18 protein-coding genes and 1 riboswitch are annotated in these 16,224 nt (G+C 57.4%); of the genes, 6 read left to right on the plus strand and 12 right to left on the minus strand.

Annotated elements, in window-relative coordinates:
- Positions 1–97: 97 nt before the first annotated feature.
- The 6 genes from dxs to Q1B46_RS15240 all read right to left on the minus strand — a co-directional run bounded on the left by dxs (position 98) and on the right by Q1B46_RS15240 (position 5,353).
- Entirely contained in the window at positions 98–2,026 is a 1,929-nt protein-coding gene (gene dxs / locus Q1B46_RS15215) for a 1-deoxy-D-xylulose-5-phosphate synthase (RefSeq protein ID WP_299949189.1), read from the minus strand.
- Between the two features lie 14 nt (positions 2,027–2,040).
- Positions 2,041–2,907: a polyprenyl synthetase family protein gene (locus tag Q1B46_RS15220; protein ID WP_299949191.1), complete on the minus strand. Its 867-nt coding sequence runs from the start codon at positions 2,905–2,907 to the stop codon at positions 2,041–2,043.
- Positions 2,908–3,150, minus strand: a complete 243-nt coding sequence (locus Q1B46_RS15225; protein ID WP_010443127.1) for an exodeoxyribonuclease VII small subunit — start codon at positions 3,148–3,150, stop codon at positions 2,908–2,910.
- Positions 3,147–4,073 (minus strand): histone deacetylase family protein, encoded by a 927-nt coding sequence (locus Q1B46_RS15230; protein ID WP_299949196.1) that lies wholly within the window; start codon positions 4,071–4,073, stop codon positions 3,147–3,149. The genes Q1B46_RS15225 and Q1B46_RS15230 overlap by 4 nt, the downstream gene beginning before the upstream one ends.
- Before the next feature lie 69 nt (positions 4,074–4,142).
- Complete coding sequence (locus Q1B46_RS15235) at positions 4,143–4,844, minus strand: response regulator (protein WP_299661641.1); 702 nt, start codon at positions 4,842–4,844, stop codon at positions 4,143–4,145.
- Positions 4,841–5,353 (minus strand): MarR family transcriptional regulator, encoded by a 513-nt coding sequence (locus Q1B46_RS15240; RefSeq protein WP_299661643.1) that lies wholly within the window; start codon positions 5,351–5,353, stop codon positions 4,841–4,843. The genes Q1B46_RS15235 and Q1B46_RS15240 overlap by 4 nt, the downstream gene beginning before the upstream one ends.
- Before the next feature lie 158 nt (positions 5,354–5,511).
- Between Q1B46_RS15240 and Q1B46_RS15245 the strand changes: the two genes are divergently transcribed.
- From Q1B46_RS15245 to Q1B46_RS15255, 3 genes are all read left to right on the plus strand, one after another.
- Complete coding sequence (locus tag Q1B46_RS15245) at positions 5,512–6,378, plus strand: branched-chain amino acid aminotransferase (RefSeq protein WP_299949199.1); 867 nt, start codon at positions 5,512–5,514, stop codon at positions 6,376–6,378.
- 116 nt (positions 6,379–6,494) lie between these two features.
- Positions 6,495–7,445 (plus strand): AraC family transcriptional regulator, encoded by a 951-nt coding sequence (locus Q1B46_RS15250; protein ID WP_299949201.1) that lies wholly within the window; start codon positions 6,495–6,497, stop codon positions 7,443–7,445.
- Positions 7,446–7,556: 111 nt separating this feature from the next.
- Complete coding sequence (locus tag Q1B46_RS15255) at positions 7,557–7,922, plus strand: hypothetical protein (RefSeq protein ID WP_299949203.1); 366 nt, start codon at positions 7,557–7,559, stop codon at positions 7,920–7,922.
- Positions 7,923–8,395: 473 nt separating this feature from the next.
- Here the strand turns inward: Q1B46_RS15255 and cobO are convergent, their stop codons facing one another.
- The 5 genes from cobO to Q1B46_RS15280 all read right to left on the minus strand — a co-directional run bounded on the left by cobO (position 8,396) and on the right by Q1B46_RS15280 (position 12,343).
- Positions 8,396–8,995: a cob(I)yrinic acid a,c-diamide adenosyltransferase gene (cobO, locus tag Q1B46_RS15260; RefSeq protein ID WP_299949205.1), complete on the minus strand. Its 600-nt coding sequence runs from the start codon at positions 8,993–8,995 to the stop codon at positions 8,396–8,398.
- A 58-nt stretch (positions 8,996–9,053) separates the two neighbouring features.
- On the minus strand, positions 9,054–9,989 hold the full coding sequence (locus Q1B46_RS15265) for a DMT family transporter (RefSeq protein WP_299949207.1): 936 nt from the start codon (positions 9,987–9,989) through the stop codon (positions 9,054–9,056).
- Positions 9,990–10,042: 53 nt separating this feature from the next.
- Entirely contained in the window at positions 10,043–10,705 is a 663-nt protein-coding gene (locus tag Q1B46_RS15270) for an HD domain-containing protein (protein ID WP_299949209.1), read from the minus strand.
- A complete protein-coding gene (gene aroC / locus Q1B46_RS15275; protein ID WP_299949211.1) occupies positions 10,689–11,789 on the minus strand; it encodes a chorismate synthase in 1,101 nt (366 codons plus the stop codon). The genes Q1B46_RS15270 and aroC overlap by 17 nt, the downstream gene beginning before the upstream one ends.
- Positions 11,790–11,902: 113 nt before the next feature.
- On the minus strand, positions 11,903–12,343 hold the full coding sequence (locus Q1B46_RS15280; protein WP_299949213.1) for a 6,7-dimethyl-8-ribityllumazine synthase: 441 nt from the start codon (positions 12,341–12,343) through the stop codon (positions 11,903–11,905).
- A 128-nt stretch (positions 12,344–12,471) separates the two neighbouring features.
- Positions 12,472–12,667, minus strand: a riboswitch (FMN riboswitch).
- A gap of 55 nt (positions 12,668–12,722) precedes the next feature.
- On the opposite strand from Q1B46_RS15280, the gene Q1B46_RS15285 reads away from it, so the two are divergent.
- The gene (locus Q1B46_RS15285) at positions 12,723–13,334 is read left to right on the plus strand and encodes an FMN-binding negative transcriptional regulator (protein WP_299949215.1); all 612 of its coding nucleotides are present in this window, start codon (positions 12,723–12,725) and stop codon (positions 13,332–13,334) included.
- Positions 13,335–13,346: 12 nt separating this feature from the next.
- Here the strand turns inward: Q1B46_RS15285 and Q1B46_RS15290 are convergent, their stop codons facing one another.
- Positions 13,347–13,799 (minus strand): cytochrome C, encoded by a 453-nt coding sequence (locus tag Q1B46_RS15290; RefSeq protein ID WP_299949218.1) that lies wholly within the window; start codon positions 13,797–13,799, stop codon positions 13,347–13,349.
- Between the two features lie 487 nt (positions 13,800–14,286).
- On the opposite strand from Q1B46_RS15290, the gene petA reads away from it, so the two are divergent.
- Positions 14,287–14,871, plus strand: a complete 585-nt coding sequence (petA, locus tag Q1B46_RS15295) for a ubiquinol-cytochrome c reductase iron-sulfur subunit (protein ID WP_299661665.1) — start codon at positions 14,287–14,289, stop codon at positions 14,869–14,871.
- A gap of 14 nt (positions 14,872–14,885) precedes the next feature.
- Complete coding sequence (petB, locus tag Q1B46_RS15300) at positions 14,886–16,217, plus strand: cytochrome b (protein ID WP_299661667.1); 1,332 nt, start codon at positions 14,886–14,888, stop codon at positions 16,215–16,217.
- Positions 16,218–16,224: the final 7 nt, after the last annotated feature.

Raw genomic sequence — 16,224 nt, forward strand, 5'->3', positions numbered from 1 at the left:
TGGTAACCGAAATTTATGCGCAGAAAATGCATCATTTCCGATTTTTTGATTACTTATATTTCAAAGCTGCAAGATCGCACCTTACGAAACCGCCATTTCAGGCGCGTTTCTCACCAATCGAAGTGACGCCCAGAACAGACAGCACTTTGGCCTCGATCTGTTCCGCGTTCATACCCGCCACCGCGTACATGTCCGATGGGCTGGCCTGATCAATGAAAATATCCGGCAACACCATAGAGCGGTATTTTAGGCCGTGATCGAACACGCCCTCATCCGCCAGCAGCTGCGCCACGTGGCTGCCAAAGCCCCCGATGGCCCCTTCTTCGATGGTAATCAGCGCCTCGTGGTTTGCGGCCAGATCAAGGATCAGATCCCGATCCAGTGGCTTGGCAAAGCGTGCGTCCGCGATGGTTGGCGTAATCCCCCGCGCGGTCAGTGCTTCTGCCGCCTTCTGCACTTCGGCCAGCCGCGTGCCAAATGACAACAGCGCCACACGGGCACCTTTCTGGATCAGTCTGCCCTTGCCGATCTCCAGCACTTCGCCGCGTTCTGGAAGATCAACTCCGACACCTTCGCCACGGGGATATCGGAACGCGATGGGACCATCGTTATGTGCCACGGCGGTGGCAACCATATGCATCAATTCAGCCTCATCTGCGGCAGCCATGACGACCATACCGGGCAGGTTGGCCATATACGCGATATCGTATGATCCTGCGTGGGTCGCCCCGTCAGCACCCACCAGACCTGCGCGGTCGATGGCAAAGCGCACGGGCAGGCGCTGGATGGCTACATCATGGACCACCTGATCGTAGCCACGCTGCAGAAAGGTAGAATATATCGCACAAAACGGCTTCATCCCCCCCGCCGCCAGCGCGGCCGAGAAGGTTACGCCATGCTGTTCGGCAATCGCCACATCGAAACAGCGCGACGGATAACGTTCGGCAAACAGGTTCAGACCGGTTCCATCTGGCATCGCGGCGGTAACCGCGACGATCTTGTCATCCCGCGCGGCTTCTTCGGCCAGAGTCTTGCCAAAGACCGAAGTGTACGAGGGTGCGTTGGAGGGCGCTTTCTTTTGCTCGCCTGTGACTACGTCAAACTTTGCCGTCGCATGACCCTTGTCACGGGCCTGCTCGGCTGGGGCATAACCTTTGCCCTTTTTAGTCAGCACGTGGATCAAGATCGGGCCGGTCGCCTTGGCCTTGACCGCGCGCAATACCGGTAACAGCTGATCCAGATCATGCCCGTCGATCGGACCAAGATAGGAAAAGCCCAGCTCTTCGAACAGCGTCCCACCCATGGCCATGCCTTTCAGCATCTCCTTGGCACGCTTTGCCCCTTCGCGGAAGGGTTCCGGCAGCAGCGATACCGCACCCTTGGCTGCGGCTTTCAGATCGTGGAACGGCTCTTCAGCATAAATGCGCGACAGGTAATTCGAAAGTGCGCCAACGGGCGGCGCAATGCTCATCTCATTGTCGTTGAGGATCACGATCAGACGTTTCTTCAGGTGGCCGGCGTTGTTCATCGCCTCAAAAGCCATACCTGCGGACATCGAGCCATCGCCGATCACCGCAATCGCATCCCCCAGACCTTCTGGCGTTACGCCACCCAGATCGCGCGCCACGGCAAATCCCAGCGCGGCGCTGATCGAAGTGCTGGAATGGGCCGCGCCAAACGGGTCATAGGGGCTTTCACTGCGTTTGGTGAATCCGCTCAGGCCATCTTTCGTGCGCAGGGTGCGAATGCGGTCACGGCGCTCGGTCAGGATTTTATGCGGATAACACTGGTGACCGACGTCCCAGACGATCTTGTCGCGCGGTGTGTCGAACACTGCATGCAGCGCCGTGGTCAGTTCCACCACACCCAGACCTGCCCCCAGATGCCCGCCGGTAACCGAAACCGCCGAGATTGTCTCGGCCCGCAACTCGCCAGCCACCTGATGCAGCTGTGCGTCCGAGAATTGCTTGAGATCCGCAGGGCGGTTCACAAGGTCCAGCAGGGGCGTGTTCGGGCGGTCAGACATTTGGCGTTCCTGGCTTAGCTATCCCGGGCAATAACGAAGCGGGCAGCCTGCTTCAAGGTTTCAGCTGCGGGGCCATATCCGTCCAGCGTTGCGCAAGCCTGATCAACAAGCTCGGCGGCGCGGGTTTTAGCAGCACCCAGACCCAGTAGCGAGACAAAGGTCGCCTTGCCTGCATTCGCATCTTTCTGCAGCCGCTTTCCGGCCTTTTCGGCATCTCCTTCGACATCCAAGATGTCATCCGCGATTTGAAAAGCAAGGCCAAGGGCTTGGGCATATCGGCGCAGGGGCTCGGGGTTGGCCTGAGCCAACCGCGCGCCTGCGCAGGCGGACCATTCGATCAAAGCGCCGGTTTTACCAGCTTGCAGATGGGTGATTTCTTCAAGTGTCAACGGTGCGGCAGCTGTTTCCGCCGCAATATCCAGCGCCTGGCCCAGAACCATGCCTTGCGCCCCGCTGGCCTTAGCCAGTGTCAGAGCCAATTCTGCGCGTATTTTGGTGCTCCCAACCTCAGGCCGGATGCAAAGCTCAAAAGCGAGTGCCTGTAGCGCATCCCCTGCCAGAACTGCAGTGCCCTCATCCCATTTTATATGTACTGTGGGACGACCACGCCGAAGATCATCATCGTCCATACATGGCAGGTCGTCATGAACCAGAGAATAGGCATGCAGTGCCTCAATCCCCGTCGCAGGCCAGATCGCCTGTGCTGGCTCAACCCCATGCAAGCGCGCGCTTTCAAGCACCAGGAACCCGCGTAGACGCTTGCCGCCCCGCGTGGCATAGGCCATCGCCTGGGTCACATCCAGATCGTCAAGCGCCCCCAGAACCAGATCGAATTGGTTCTGAATCCGCGCTGCATCCTGCGCCAGCTTTTCGCGAAACATTTACTGACCTTCGACAGGCGTCGTCCCGGTTGGCTGGCCATCAGCGTCCAGCGTGATCGCGGCCACTTTCTCTTCAGCCCGCTTCAATTCATCCTCGCAGCGTTTCTTCAAAGCAGCGCCACGCTCGTACAGGGCAATCGACTGATCCAGCGCGACATCTCCGCGTTCCAGTTGGCCCACCACGGCCTCAAGCTCTTTCATCGCCTGTTCAAACGTCATCTGTTCTACTGGAGTATCGGTCATCGTGCTGCTTTCATCAGTTCTTCCACATGCGCGCGTGTCGCTTCGGCCAGTGCGTTCAGATCATACCCACCTTCCAGAGTCGAGACGATACGGCCCTGACACAGCTCATTGGCGATCTTGCACAGCTCGGCCGTGATCCAGGCGAAATCGCCCGTGGACCAATTGAGATTGGCCAGCGGGTCATCCTGATGTGCATCAAACCCGGCAGATATGATGATCAGTTCCGGCTTGAACGCCCGCAGGCGCGGAAAGGCCTGCGTTTCATAAGCCGTCCGCATCTCAGCCCCGCCTGTGCCGGGAGCCAGGGGTATGTTCAGCACCGTTTCATAAACGCCGGTTTCGTCCGAACGGCCAGAGCCGGGCCACAAAGGCATCTGCTGACTGGTAATCACCAATGCGCGCTTTTCGTCCCACAGCAGATCCTGCGTGCCATTGCCGTGATGCACGTCGAAATCCACAACCGCGACGCGGCTCAATCCGTGGTGATCCAGCGCATGCTTGGCAGCCAGCGCGGCATTGCCAAACAGGCAGAACCCCATGGCGGCTTCGGTCTCGGCATGGTGTCCCGGTGGTCGTATCGCGCAAAACGCGTTCGGTACCTCACCACCCAAGACCAGATCGACGGCCCGAACCACAGCACCCGCCGCGCGATAGGCCGCATCAACCGACCCCGGAGACATGAAGGTATCGCCATCAATCTGCTTGAAGCCCTCTAAGGGCCTGCTGTCGAGGACATTGTTAATGTGACTTTGTGGATGAATGCGCAGCAGATCGTCATCCGCCGCCAAAGGTGCGGTCACCCGTTGTAAATCCAGACCCTCCAGCGCATGTAGGACATGCTCCAATCGCGCCACACGTTCCGGGTGGCCTTGCGGCGTTACATGACCAAGACAATCAGCGTGGGTCAAAAGGGCGGTTTTCATCAGGATCCCATCTTCATCTGGCTAAAAATACCTTCGCCGAAGGCGTAAAATCGCCGCGCAGCGGCTAAATCAATCAGGGGCCAACATATAGCCCGCACCGCGCACGGTCTGCAGATAGCGTGGTTGCTTCGGATCCTGCTCCAGCTTCCGACGCAGGCGTGTGATCTGTACATCCACGGCGCGTTCTTGTGCCTGTCCCTTGTCGCGTCCCAGATCCTCGACCAGTTTGGCGCGGCTGATCGCTTCGCCGGGCTGGGCCGAAAATATCTTCATCAGCTGGCTCTCAGTTGCGGTCAGACGCACCGGGTCTTCCCCCTGCCACATCTCGCCCCGCTCGATATCATATCGAATTGGTCCAAGATTCAGGATCTTGGCCGCTGTGTCCTGCGCCGGTGTTTCCGGCATCCGGCGTAGAATCGCATTGATCCTCAGCAGCAGCTCTTTGGGCTCGAACGGCTTCGCCAGATAATCATCCGCGCCGGCCTCTAACCCGGCGATCCGATGCTCGGTTTCGCCTTTGGCTGTCAGCAGCAGGATCGGGGTTGAATGCGTTTCGCGCAAGGCCCGGGTCAGGCTGACGCCGTCCTCGCCGGGCATCATCACGTCCAGCACGATCATATCGAAATCCAATCCTGACAGCACGCGCCGTGCATGGGCGGCATCGCGCGCGGACGTCACCAGAAACCCGCTGCGCATCAGGAATTTCTTGAGCAGATCGCGAATGCGCTCGTCATCGTCGACGATCAGAAGATGGGCGTCCATTTCGCTCATAAAGTTGTATCCCGCAGTTTCGTATATGCACGACGCATATCAGCATCCATCATCGCTTCAAGCACTTTGCGAAATCCAGCGACAGCGTCGGGACCCGCATCCTTATAGGCCGCGCGCATTCGGGCGCGCTGGGCGTCGGACAATTTAGCCTCTAACGCCTTACCCTTCTCAGTCAGAAATAGGTGGCGTTCGCGTTTGTCCACTGTGCCGACCCGGCTTTCAACCAGCCCATCTTCGATCAGGCTGCGCAAAACGCGGTTCAGAGACTGTTTTGTGACGCCCAATATGGCCAGCAGATTGTTGACGGTTGTGCCCGGCGCACGATTGATAAAGTGAATGGCACGGTGGTGCGCACGGCCATACGCCAACTCGGTCAGGATACGGTCGGGATCGGCGGTAAAGCCGCGATAGGCAAAAAACATGGCCTCGATGCCCTGCCTCAGTTGCTCATCTGTCAGAAACAACAGGCTCTCTCCGCCAAAGACCGGGGCGGGACGGATGTCGGACATGTCGGGCCTCATTCGCAATATGGTTCGACTTTATGTCAGCCTTATTGACATTCCAAGAGTGCACAGGTATCGAATCGCAGTTTTTGCGCAACAATATGTCCGATGCGGACCTAAACGGCGCAACAATCGAAAATGTAACCCGGTTCAGGAGGTTTCGCATGGCGGGATATGATGATCGTGACGGTGTCATCTGGATGGATGGCGAACTGGTGCCCTGGCGTGAGGCCAATGTGCACATCCTGTCCCACGCGATGCACTATGCGTCTTCGGTGTTTGAGGGTGAGCGCGCCTATAATGGCAAAATCTTCAAAAGCCGCGCGCATTCCGAGCGTCTGATCGCGTCGGCTGAGGCGTTGGATATGCCGATGCCTTACTCGGTCGACGATATCGAAGCCGCCAAAGAAGAGGCGTTGAAAGCCAGTGGTCTGCAGGATGCTTATGTCCGCGCGCTGGTCTGGCGCGGATCGGGCGAGGATATGGGTGTAGCCTCTGCCAAGAACCCGGTTCGGATGGCCATCGCAATCTGGCCTTGGGGTGCCTATTACGGCGACGCCAAGATGCAAGGTGCTAAGCTGGACATCGCCGAGTGGAAGCGCCCCAGCCCTGAAACCATTCCGGTGCATGCCAAGGCGGCGGGTCTTTATATGATCTGCACCATCTCAAAGCATAAGGCCGAGGCCAAGGGGTGCTCGGACGCGCTGTTCATGGACTACAAGGGCAATGTGGCCGAGGCGACCGGTGCAAACGTCTTCTTCGTCAAAGATGGTGAGGTGCATACCCCGCTGGCCGATTGCTTTCTGAACGGCATCACCCGTCAGACTGTGATCCAGATGTTGAAAGACAAGGGCGTCACCGTTCACGAACGCCGCATTAGACCCGAAGAGATGGCAGATTTCGAACAGTGCTGGCTGACCGGAACAGCGGCTGAAGTGACACCAGTCGGGCAAATCGGCGACTACACGTTTGAGGTCGGCGAACTGACCCGCGAAATCGCTGAAGACTACGAAAAGCTGGTCCGCGCATAACCCAAATCCGATTCGAACCCCCGCTCCGGCAGGGGTTCGAAGCGCAGTTCGTGCATATTTCCATGCAGATCGTCCAGGGATATGGACGTTGCCGCGCTTGGCCGTATTCTTGAACCATGTTGGATCTTCTCAGCGATATTCTCACCCGCCTGTCTTTGCGCGGCACGTTTTACTTCCGCACATCCTTTACCCCACCCTTCGGGATACAGGTGCCGGGCTACGAAAACGTGGCCCGGTTTCACTTTGTCCAGCGCGGCGAGCTGAAGGTTCATCTTTCAGCGACCGGTGAAACGCTAAGACTGCGGCAGGGGGATCTGATCCTGATCCCTCATGGTGCCCCACATGCGTTGATGTGTAATGAGGTCAATCCGTTAGATGCACTGCCGCTTGAGCAGGTGTTGGAGCAATCGGGCTACAAGGGCGATGGCGTTCTGGTCTATGGCGGCACCGAGGAAGAGCGCGATACGCAACTGATCTGCGGCCATTTCTCATTCACTGGCCCTGCCGGGCGAAACGGGGCCGGGCATATGCTGATTGACCGTCTGCCCCCCTACATTCTGATCCAGAATTACGGGGAAGAAGCAGGTTCGTGGATCGAGGCCACGTTGCGCATGATCGGATCAGAAGTGTCCGGTGCCCGAATTGGCGGCGATCTGATCGCGATGAAATTGTCCGAAGTGCTGTTTGCGCAAGCAATCAGAGCCTATCTGGAACATCAAAGCCCCGATGATGCCGCGCTGTCTGGTTTTGCTGATCCGCGCATCTCGCGGGCGCTGACGGCGTTTCACCAATCTCCGGCGCAAGAGTGGAGCGTCGCAACGCTCGCACGAGAGGCGGCGATGTCGCGCACCGCATTTGCCCAGCTTTTTGCCCAGAAGATGGGAACCACCCCGATGCAGTACCTGACGGATTGGCGGATGCAGATCGCCTGCCATGGGTTGACCGAAAGCCGTTGGAACGTCGCAGATGCCGCTGCCGAGGTCGGTTATGCGTCCGAGGCTGCATTTTCGCGTGTGTTTAAAAAGCAAGTTGGCTTGTCGCCCGCAGCATATCGGGCCATGCACTAGTCGTTCATAATTTTCGGACGATCTGCAACACTTAGCAAACGATCAGGGATGCTACGTTCGAACTACCGGTCCTATTCTTTAGCCATCAGTGATTGAAGAAAGGAAGTTCACATGTCTCTGCGTTTTGTCACCCGCTCTGTCCATGCGTATCTCGACTACCCGGTTGCGGTTGCGCTGATGGTATTGCCTTTTGTTCTGGTGCTGGGTCAGTCCAACCCGATGGCGTTCTGCTTGTCCGTTGTTACGGGTATCGCTGCTTTTGTGCTGACCGTTATGACAGATCACCATCTCGGCATTTGGCGCGTGTTGTCTTACAAGTTCCACCAAGCCGTTGATCTGCTGGTTGGCGTCACGTTCTTGCTGGCACCCAGCCTGTTTGGGTTTTCGGGGCTTGATGCCCTGTTTTACTGGGTGAACGGTGCTGCGGTCGTTGTCGTCATTTCCCTCAGCGCACCAGAGCGGAGCGCTGTGGCCTGATCTAACATCGGCTTCGTGAAGTATTGATGGGCCATGCGGGTAACCGGGTGGTCCCGCTCATATCAGGCTCTAATTAAGGGATTTTGACCGAGAAGCTGGCCATCCGCTTAAAATTTTCCTGCTTGAATTTTCCGATAAAAACTATCAGATATAACGCAACGCCAGATGATAACATCAAGCACTAAGTTCCGGGGCGATCTGTGGGCTCAGCTAAGGCAGATGTGAAGGCCTGCCATCGCCTCGGAAACGACCACAGGGAGGCTGCGATTGCGCGAACGTTTCGAAGAATTGATGGACGATCCCTGCTGCGCGTCATGTGATTGTGATGCACTGACATCGGATGTTGCTGCATATCTCGACCACAAGACATGCGATGCCGAACGCTGTCGAAAGCTTGAGGAAAACTCTGACGTAAAGCCGCAGCCTGTCAGGCGCGCATCATTGCGCGCGCTGAACGAAGGAGATTCGCGAGCTTAGAAGTCCACGCCGCGCTGGGCTTTGATACCGGCCTGAAACGGATGTTTTTCTTCGGTCATCTCAGTCACCAGATCCGCATAGTCACGCAAAGCCTGCGGGGCATCCCGGCCCGTCATGAACACACTGGTTTTGTCCGAGCGGGCCTGAAGCCCTTCAATAACAGTGTCTACTGAAAGGTATTCGTAACGCAGGGCTATATTGATTTCGTCCAGAACAACCAGGTCATAGTCACCGCTTTTCATTAGATCACAGGCTTTGTTGAAGGCAGAAGTCGCCGCTGCGATGTCGCGTTCGCGGTCCTGTGTATCCCAGGTAAAGCCTTCGCCCATTGTATGCCAAGTGACCAGATCGCGTTCTTCGAAGAATCTGCGCTCTCCGGTCTTCCATTTGCCCTTGATGAACTGGACCACCGCAACCTTTTGACCCCAGCCCAACGCCCGGATCACCACGCCAAAAGCGGCCGAAGACTTGCCTTTGCCTTTGCCGGTATTGATCAGAACCAGCCCTCGGCCGGGATCAACCGCCTCGGACACTTTCTTGCGGTGCTTGGCCTGCACCTCTTGCATCTTGTCTTTGTGGTTCTGTGCGTCGCTCATTGGGAAACCTCATAGGTATATCGCGCCCCAAACTAGGGGAAGTTTGCGAAAGGTAAAGTCAGGCTTTGGGGTCGGTAACAGACCGCGCTTTGGTGCGGTCGAGCCCAAGTTGGTGTTCGCGAAGGATCACCACCACATTGCCGGCAATCACCAGCGCCGCGCCGCCCAGCATCACCAGTGTCGGCAGCTCATCAAACCAGATGTAGCCGATGATGATGGCAAACAACATTGTGGTGTAGTCATAAGGCGCCAGCATCGAGGCTTGGCCAAACTTGTAGGAAGAGGTCACCAGAATCTGTGCTACTCCGCCGATCACGCCGATTGTCACCAGCAATGCGGCTTGCTCCCAGCTTGGGATCACCCAACCCCAGAACGCCGTCAGGCTCGAAAGTAAAGTCGCAGTGAGAGAGAAGTAGAACACGATCGCAGCCGGATGATCCACCTGCACCAGTTGGCGAATATGTATTTGCACAAACGCGCGCGCTACGGTGGCCGCTAAAACGCAGAGCGCACCAATTGTTGCCGCGGTTTCAGCAGTACCTGACCCCAGGCGGGGCCAAACCATGATCAGAACACCAACAAGGCCAAGGGCAACCGCGCCAATGCGGATCATTCGTATCCGCTCACCCAACATGATCGCCGCCAGGATCAGCGTAAAAATCGGGGTGGCATAGCCGATGGCCGTGACCTCGGGCAGAGGCAGCAGGCTAAGGCCGGTAAAGGTCAATCCCATGGCCGACGTGCCCAAAACACCACGCCAGAAATGGCCCATGGGCTTTTTTACGATGAAACCTTGTGCCAATTCTCCACGCCAACTTAGCCAGACAATGATGACCGGAATGGCGAATAGTGAGCGGAAAAACACCATCTCACCCGGAGGAAAATCATCTGACAGCGCCTTGACCAAAGCGGACATCGACGTGAACAGCACCAGCGCACCGAGTTTCAGCGCCACGGCCAGGGCCGGACGATGCGATGTTAAGGATTCCGCCATGGCGCGACCCTGCGCTTTTGCGTAAAAAAGATCAACAGGCCGAAATGCCCGTGTCAGAGGTTTGCCCAATCAGAGGGAAGCGGAGCGTCGATTTCATCTGACAAGTCCTTCAGAAACCGCACCATTCGCGCCGCGCGTTCCTGCGCAAGGGCGCGGCCTTTTTCGGTCAGCATTTCGTTGGGCAACCTGAGCAACTTGACTTTCCAGTGATCAATCGAGAACCGAAGATCATCCATTGGTCGGTTTGCGCCGAACGGGTCTTTCGTATCATACAGTGCCCGCCCCAGCGCCCCCGAAACCGAAAAGGTGCGGGCGATACCAATCGCCCCCAAAGCGTCCAGACGATCGGCATCCCGCAGGACACGGGCTTCGGGCGTCTCAGGTGGGATGTTGGCGGAAAAGCTGTGTGCCGTAATAGCGTGCTGCGTTGCGTGAATTTCGGTGGTCGAAAAGCCAATTTCGGCAAGAATAGGCTCTGATTCTGCCGCAGATTGTTTTGAGGCCAGATGCCGCTCGGGATCATCTTTGGGCAGGTTGATCAGATCGTGCAGATAACACGCCGCCAGCAACACGCGCTGATTGGTGTGTTCATCCGCGATGGCCTGCGCATTGACCCAAACCCGATCAAGGTGCGTCAGATCATGCGCTGGATCCGTCTGCATACGCTGCGTGACGACTGCCCGAAGCCTGGCGCGCAGATCAGCCAATCCGCCCACGGTTCTCGCCGATCTGACCACGATGCAGAAGCAGATGATCGAGGATTACACAGGCCATCATCGCCTCACCCACTGGTACGGCACGGATGCCTACGCAGGGGTCGTGGCGTCCTTTGGTGATGATCTCGGTCTCTTCACCGGATTTGGTGATGGTCCTGCGGGTGGTCAGGATGGACGAGGTCGGCTTAACCGCAAAGCGGACCACAACGTCCTGTCCGGTCGAGATACCGCCCAGAATGCCGCCCGAGTGGTTGGAGCTGTATTGCGGGCCGTTTTGGCCCATGAAGATCTCATCTGCGTTGGCTTCGCCGGTGAGTTCGGCGGCGGCCATACCTTCGCCAATCTCGACCCCTTTGACGGCGTTGATCGACATCATCGCAGCGGCCAAATCAGTATCTAACTTGGCATATATTGGCGCGCCCAGCCCCGCCGGGACGCCGCGCGCCACAACCTCGACAACCGCGCCCACTGAGTTCCCGGATTTGCGAAGGTCATCGAGATAAACCGCCCAATCCTCGGCGGATTTGGCGTCAGGTGTCCAGAACGGGTTTTGTTCGATCTGTGACCAGTCAAAGTTAGAACGATCAATCTTGTGCGGGCCGATTTGGGTCATATAGCCGGTGATTTGCACATTCGGGGCGATCTGCTTGATCGCCTCGCGCGCCAACCCGCCAGCGGCAACGCGCGAGGCGGTTTCCCGGGCCGAGCTGCGCCCGCCACCACGATAGTCGCGAATACCGTATTTCTGCCAATAGGTGATATCGGCGTGACCTGGACGAAACTTGTCCATGATGTCACCGTAGTCTTTCGAGCGCTGATCGGTGTTCTCGATCATCAACTGAACGGGGGTTCCGGTTGTTTGTCCCTCGAACACCCCAGACAGGATTTTCACCTGATCGGCTTCACGCCGCTGGGTGGTAAATTTGTTCTGGCCCGGTTTGCGCTTGTCCAGCCAGTGCTGGATCATCGCCTCATCGATCGCAACACCCGGAGGGCAGCCATCGACTGTGGCCCCCAATGCGGGCCCGTGGCTTTCACCCCAGGTAGTGACTCGGAAAAGATGTCCAAAGCTGTTCATCGACATGGGGCAAGCTCCTTTGAACGATGTGATTAGCGGGGAGTGCCTTGAGCCTCAAGCGGATTTGCGTTTGCGGTCGAGTAAGCGCCGCCCAGTGGGCGACGCGATTAGACAGAAAATCAAGCGGCTTGAGCCACTGAGGCGCGGGTGGCGCTGATCTTGAGCGCAGCATGCGCTGCCTCACGCCCCTTCTCGACAAAATGCGCACGGTAGATGCCATTGTGATGTTCGGTTTCCTGATACTGATGCGGTGTCAGCGAGACCGACAGCACAGGAACACCTGTATCAAGCCCCGCGCGCATCAACCCATCGACGACCGCTTGCGCGACAAAATCATGCCGGTAAATGCCGCCATCCACGACAAAGGCAGCGCAGGCTACAGCGGCGTAGCGCCCAGTCTGCGCCAGATCGCGGGCGAGCAAGGGCATTTCGAACGCGCCGGGGACGTCGAACACATCGACTTGATCCGCTGGAACCAGTTCGAGAAATCCATCCAGCGCGCGATCCACGATATCGGAATGCCAGTTAGCTTTAACAAAAGCATAGCGGGTGTGTGTCATTATGATCTCCTTTCAGCTTGGTGGCCTGCTGGCGGTCGTGAAAACCGGTTTCCACTTTTCGTTGCCAGCCTGGCATGACACGTCACCCAAGGCGATCACGAGCAAACACATCGTAACACCGATGCGCTGCACGTTCTCTTTCATCCGGACTGTAACCGTCGGCTCTGGCCTCTCACCAGATCTGCTTGTCACCTTTCCATGGTTCCACAATCCGAAAACCGGTTCCCACTTTTCGGATTGTGGAGACGGCGAGGCCGCTCGCGGGCTTACGGGTCATACCCGCATACCGCCGGTGGGGAATTTCGCCCCGCCCTGAGAACGAGGCAGACCTTGCCAAGGACACATCGCTTCTGCAAGAGAAATTAGTAGGAGGATCAACATGCACCCCTACCCAGCCTTTCGCGCCGAGGATCGCGCACGTCACATCAGTTTTGCCCGAGAGCGTGCCTTTGGCGTCTTGGCAGTGTCCAGTGAGGGTGCGCCGTTGATGAGCCATGTTCCGTTTTTGTTGTCCGAAGACGGCACGGTGGCTGAACTGCATCTGGTGCGGTCGAATCCGATAGTGCAGGCGTTGCGTGCAACGCAGGCGGCCAAGATCGCGGTACAAGGGCCGGATGGCTATATCTCTCCTGACTGGTATGGGGTCGCGGATCTGGTTCCGACCTGGAACTATGTCGCGGTGCATCTGACCGGGCGCCTGGAGTTGCGCCCGCAGGACGAGCTGTTGGATCTATTGAAGCGGCAGTCGGCGTTTTACGAAGCGCGTTTGCTACCCAAGCCGCCCTGGGTGACCGACAAGATGTCGGATGCAGCTTTAGCGCGGATGATGCGGATGATCGTGCCGTGTCGGATGCAGGTGGATGACATTCAAGGCACCTGGAAGCTGGGCCAGAACAAACCCGACGCCGCGCGGGAGGCGGCGGCAGAGCATGTACTGGACGGGATCGGCAGCGAGACCGCGCAATTGGCGGATCTGATGCGAGGTGTTTAGGGCACGCCGACTTTAAGATTCAGGGGCATTGAACGTGGCCAGATAGGCGGCAATATCCTCGGCGCCTTTGCGTAGCTTTACACTCATATTCGGGCGGGCGGTGTCGTCATCCAGGTATTCCTGGATGAAACTGATCGGGTCTTGAGAATAGGCTGCGATGTTTTCTTCGGTCCACACCAGCCCTTCTTGACCAGCGCGGATCATGTCATCGGTGAACATACCGATCGGCAGACGCTCGCTGCCGTTCAGATAGTCGTATTCGGTCCCGGCGACGCGGCCAACAACACCATAGAGATTCGGCCCGGTGATACCGCCTTTGACCAAAATCTCGCCAACTTTGATGATCGCATGGCAGGATGAGCACCGGTTATAGAGTTTCCCGCCTTTCGCCGGATCACCGGCTGCTATCGCTTGTAATGGGGACAGAAGCACCAGAAGAATCGTGGTTGCTGCAATCTTTGACATTGGAAATCTCCGGCTGGACGGTGGTTGCCCTTGGCCTGTCACGCATTCATGCAAATAGTTCAATCGAATTCCCGTTGAAATGCATGATTATGAAATATCTATTTTATATTAATAATTTAAATGTGTCAGAGACGTGTTTAACAGGAAGAGATAGTGGCAAACCCAGGGCGGGATTCCGGGTAAGGCCAGCGGTTCCAACGGCACGTGAACTTGCTCTGGTTCGGGTATGATCGAGGGCGGGCAGATGGCGAATCACGCTTATCCAGCGCACACCAGACCGCTGCCACAAAAGTCAAAATCTGCATTTGATATTGAAATTTTGCCCTCTCACAGTGACATGAATGCTTAGATGCGGCGTATTGCGCGTTTAAGAGCGCTGGACGAACTCTATTCTCCCCGATAGATACCCCCTCTAAGACACCGCATTCCCTGCGGTGCGCGAGCTATATGCCCGTTCGCGGGCGCCAGACAATTCGGAGATAACCTCGTGTCCCACGCTGAAGACCACGAAGGCACCCGCAGAGATTTCCTCTACTACGTCGCTGGCGGCGCAGGTGTCGTTGCGACGGGGGCGGCTGTATGGCCCCTCGTTAACCAGATGAACCCATCGGCAGACGTTCAGGCGCTGTCCTCGATCCGTCAGGATGTCAGTGGGGTTGAACCGGGCACGCAGCTCACCGTGAAATGGCTGGGTAAACCGGTATTCATTCGCCACCGCACCGGTGCTGAAATTCAGGAAGCGCAGGGTCAGGATGCGGAAGGTCTTGACGCCTTGCCCGATCCGCTGGCCCGTAACTTCAACCTGAATGCCGATGCACCGGCAACCGATGCCAACCGTGTCATGCCCTCGCCGGAAGGCGAAGCGCCGGGCGCATGGATCGTTCAGATGGGGGTTTGCACCCACCTGGGTTGTGTGCCTCTGGGCGACGCTGGTGACTTTGGTGGATGGTTCTGCCCCTGTCACGGCTCACACTACGACCTTTCCGGTCGTATCCGCAAAGGCCCCGCGCCTGAGAACCTGCCTATTCCGCCTGTGGAATGGGTGGACGCCACAACCATCAAACTCGGCTAAGGGAGACCCAACTTATGTCCGGAATTCCCCACGATCATTACGAGCCGAAGACAAATGGCGAGAAGTGGCTGAACAGCCGTCTTCCGATTGTCGGCCTGCTGTATGACACCCTGATGATTCCCACGCCCAAGAACCTGAACTGGTGGTGGATCTGGGGCATCGTTCTGGCGTTCTGCCTGGCGTTGCAGATTGTTACCGGCATCGTTCTGGTGATGCATTATACTCCGCATGTCGACCTGGCCTTTGCCAGCATCGAACACATCATGCGCAACGTAAACGGCGGCTATATGCTGCGCTACATTCACATGAATGGCGCGTCGCTGTTCTTTGTTGCGGTGTACATTCACATCTTCCGTGGCTTGTTCTACGGCTCGTACAAAGCCCCGCGTGAAATCACGTGGATCATTGGCATGCTGATCTATCTGATGATGATGGGCACCGCCTTCATGGGCTATGTTCTGCCCTGGGGTCAGATGTCCTTTTGGGGTGCGACCGTGATCACCGGCCTGTTTGGCGCGATCCCATTTGTTGGCGAAGCAATCCAGACCTGGCTGCTGGGCGGACCCGCGGTGGACAACGCCACGCTGAACCGCTTTTTCTCGCTGCACTACCTGCTGCCGTTTGTGATTGCGGCGCTGGTGATCGTGCATATCTGGGCCTTCCACACCACCGGCAACAACAACCCCACGGGTGTTGATGTCCGCAAAGGGTCGAAAGCCGAGGCCGAGAAGGACACTCTGCCGTTTTGGCCCTACTTCGTGATCAAGGACTTGTTCGCCCTGGCGGTTATTCTGGTCGTGTTCTGGGCAATCGTTGGCTACATGCCGAACTATCTGGGCCACCCGGACAACTACATCGAAGCAAACCCGCTGGTCACACCCGCGCATATCGTTCCCGAATGGTACTTCCTGCCGTTCTACGCGATCCTGCGTGCCTTCACCGGTGAGGTCTGGGTCGTTCAGTTCGCCAGCTTCATCACAGGCGGCATCATCGACGCCAAGTTCTTTGGTGTTCTGGCGATGTTTGGTGCGATCCTGGCCATGGCGCTGGCGCCGTGGCTGGACACGTCGACCGTGCGTTCGGGCAAGTATCGCCCGATGTTCAAATGGTGGTTCTACCTGCTGATCATCGACTTCTTTGCCCTGATGTGGCTGGGTGCGATGCCCGCAGAAGAGCCCTATGCGACCTTCTCGCTGATCGCGTCGGCCTACTGGTTCGCCTATTTCTTCGTGATCCTGCCGATCCTTGGCGTGATCGAGAAACCTCTGGCCCTGCCCGAGACCATCGAAGAAGACTTCAACGCGCATTATGGCAAGGCTGACGCCGATGCCACGCCGGCCGAGTAAGAAGAGG

Origin of the sequence: uncultured Ruegeria sp., from assembly GCF_947500045.1 — a bacterium.
Classification (GTDB): Bacteria; Pseudomonadota; Alphaproteobacteria; order Rhodobacterales; family Rhodobacteraceae; genus Ruegeria.

Bases quoted from the DNA above. Each gene is read 5' to 3' on its own strand.
- dxs (WP_299949189.1), bottom strand. From the start codon at position 2,026: ATGTCTGACCGCCCGAACACGCCCCTGCTGGACCTTGTGAACCGCCCT.
- Q1B46_RS15220 (WP_299949191.1), bottom strand. From the start codon at position 2,907: ATGTTTCGCGAAAAGCTGGCGCAGGATGCAGCGCGGATTCAGAACCAA.
- Q1B46_RS15225 (WP_010443127.1), bottom strand. From the start codon at position 3,150: ATGACCGATACTCCAGTAGAACAGATGACGTTTGAACAGGCGATGAAA.
- Q1B46_RS15230 (WP_299949196.1), bottom strand. From the start codon at position 4,073: ATGAAAACCGCCCTTTTGACCCACGCTGATTGTCTTGGTCATGTAACG.
- Q1B46_RS15235 (WP_299661641.1), bottom strand. From the start codon at position 4,844: ATGAGCGAAATGGACGCCCATCTTCTGATCGTCGACGATGACGAGCGC.
- Q1B46_RS15240 (WP_299661643.1), bottom strand. From the start codon at position 5,353: ATGTCCGACATCCGTCCCGCCCCGGTCTTTGGCGGAGAGAGCCTGTTG.
- Q1B46_RS15245 (WP_299949199.1), top strand. From the start codon at position 5,512: ATGGCGGGATATGATGATCGTGACGGTGTCATCTGGATGGATGGCGAA.
- Q1B46_RS15250 (WP_299949201.1), top strand. From the start codon at position 6,495: ATGTTGGATCTTCTCAGCGATATTCTCACCCGCCTGTCTTTGCGCGGC.
- Q1B46_RS15255 (WP_299949203.1), top strand. From the start codon at position 7,557: ATGTCTCTGCGTTTTGTCACCCGCTCTGTCCATGCGTATCTCGACTAC.
- cobO (WP_299949205.1), bottom strand. From the start codon at position 8,995: ATGAGCGACGCACAGAACCACAAAGACAAGATGCAAGAGGTGCAGGCC.
- Q1B46_RS15265 (WP_299949207.1), bottom strand. From the start codon at position 9,989: ATGGCGGAATCCTTAACATCGCATCGTCCGGCCCTGGCCGTGGCGCTG.
- aroC (WP_299949211.1), bottom strand. From the start codon at position 11,789: ATGTCGATGAACAGCTTTGGACATCTTTTCCGAGTCACTACCTGGGGT.
- Q1B46_RS15280 (WP_299949213.1), bottom strand. From the start codon at position 12,343: ATGACACACACCCGCTATGCTTTTGTTAAAGCTAACTGGCATTCCGAT.
- Q1B46_RS15285 (WP_299949215.1), top strand. From the start codon at position 12,723: ATGCACCCCTACCCAGCCTTTCGCGCCGAGGATCGCGCACGTCACATC.
- Q1B46_RS15290 (WP_299949218.1), bottom strand. From the start codon at position 13,799: ATGTCAAAGATTGCAGCAACCACGATTCTTCTGGTGCTTCTGTCCCCA.
- petB (WP_299661667.1), top strand. From the start codon at position 14,886: ATGTCCGGAATTCCCCACGATCATTACGAGCCGAAGACAAATGGCGAG.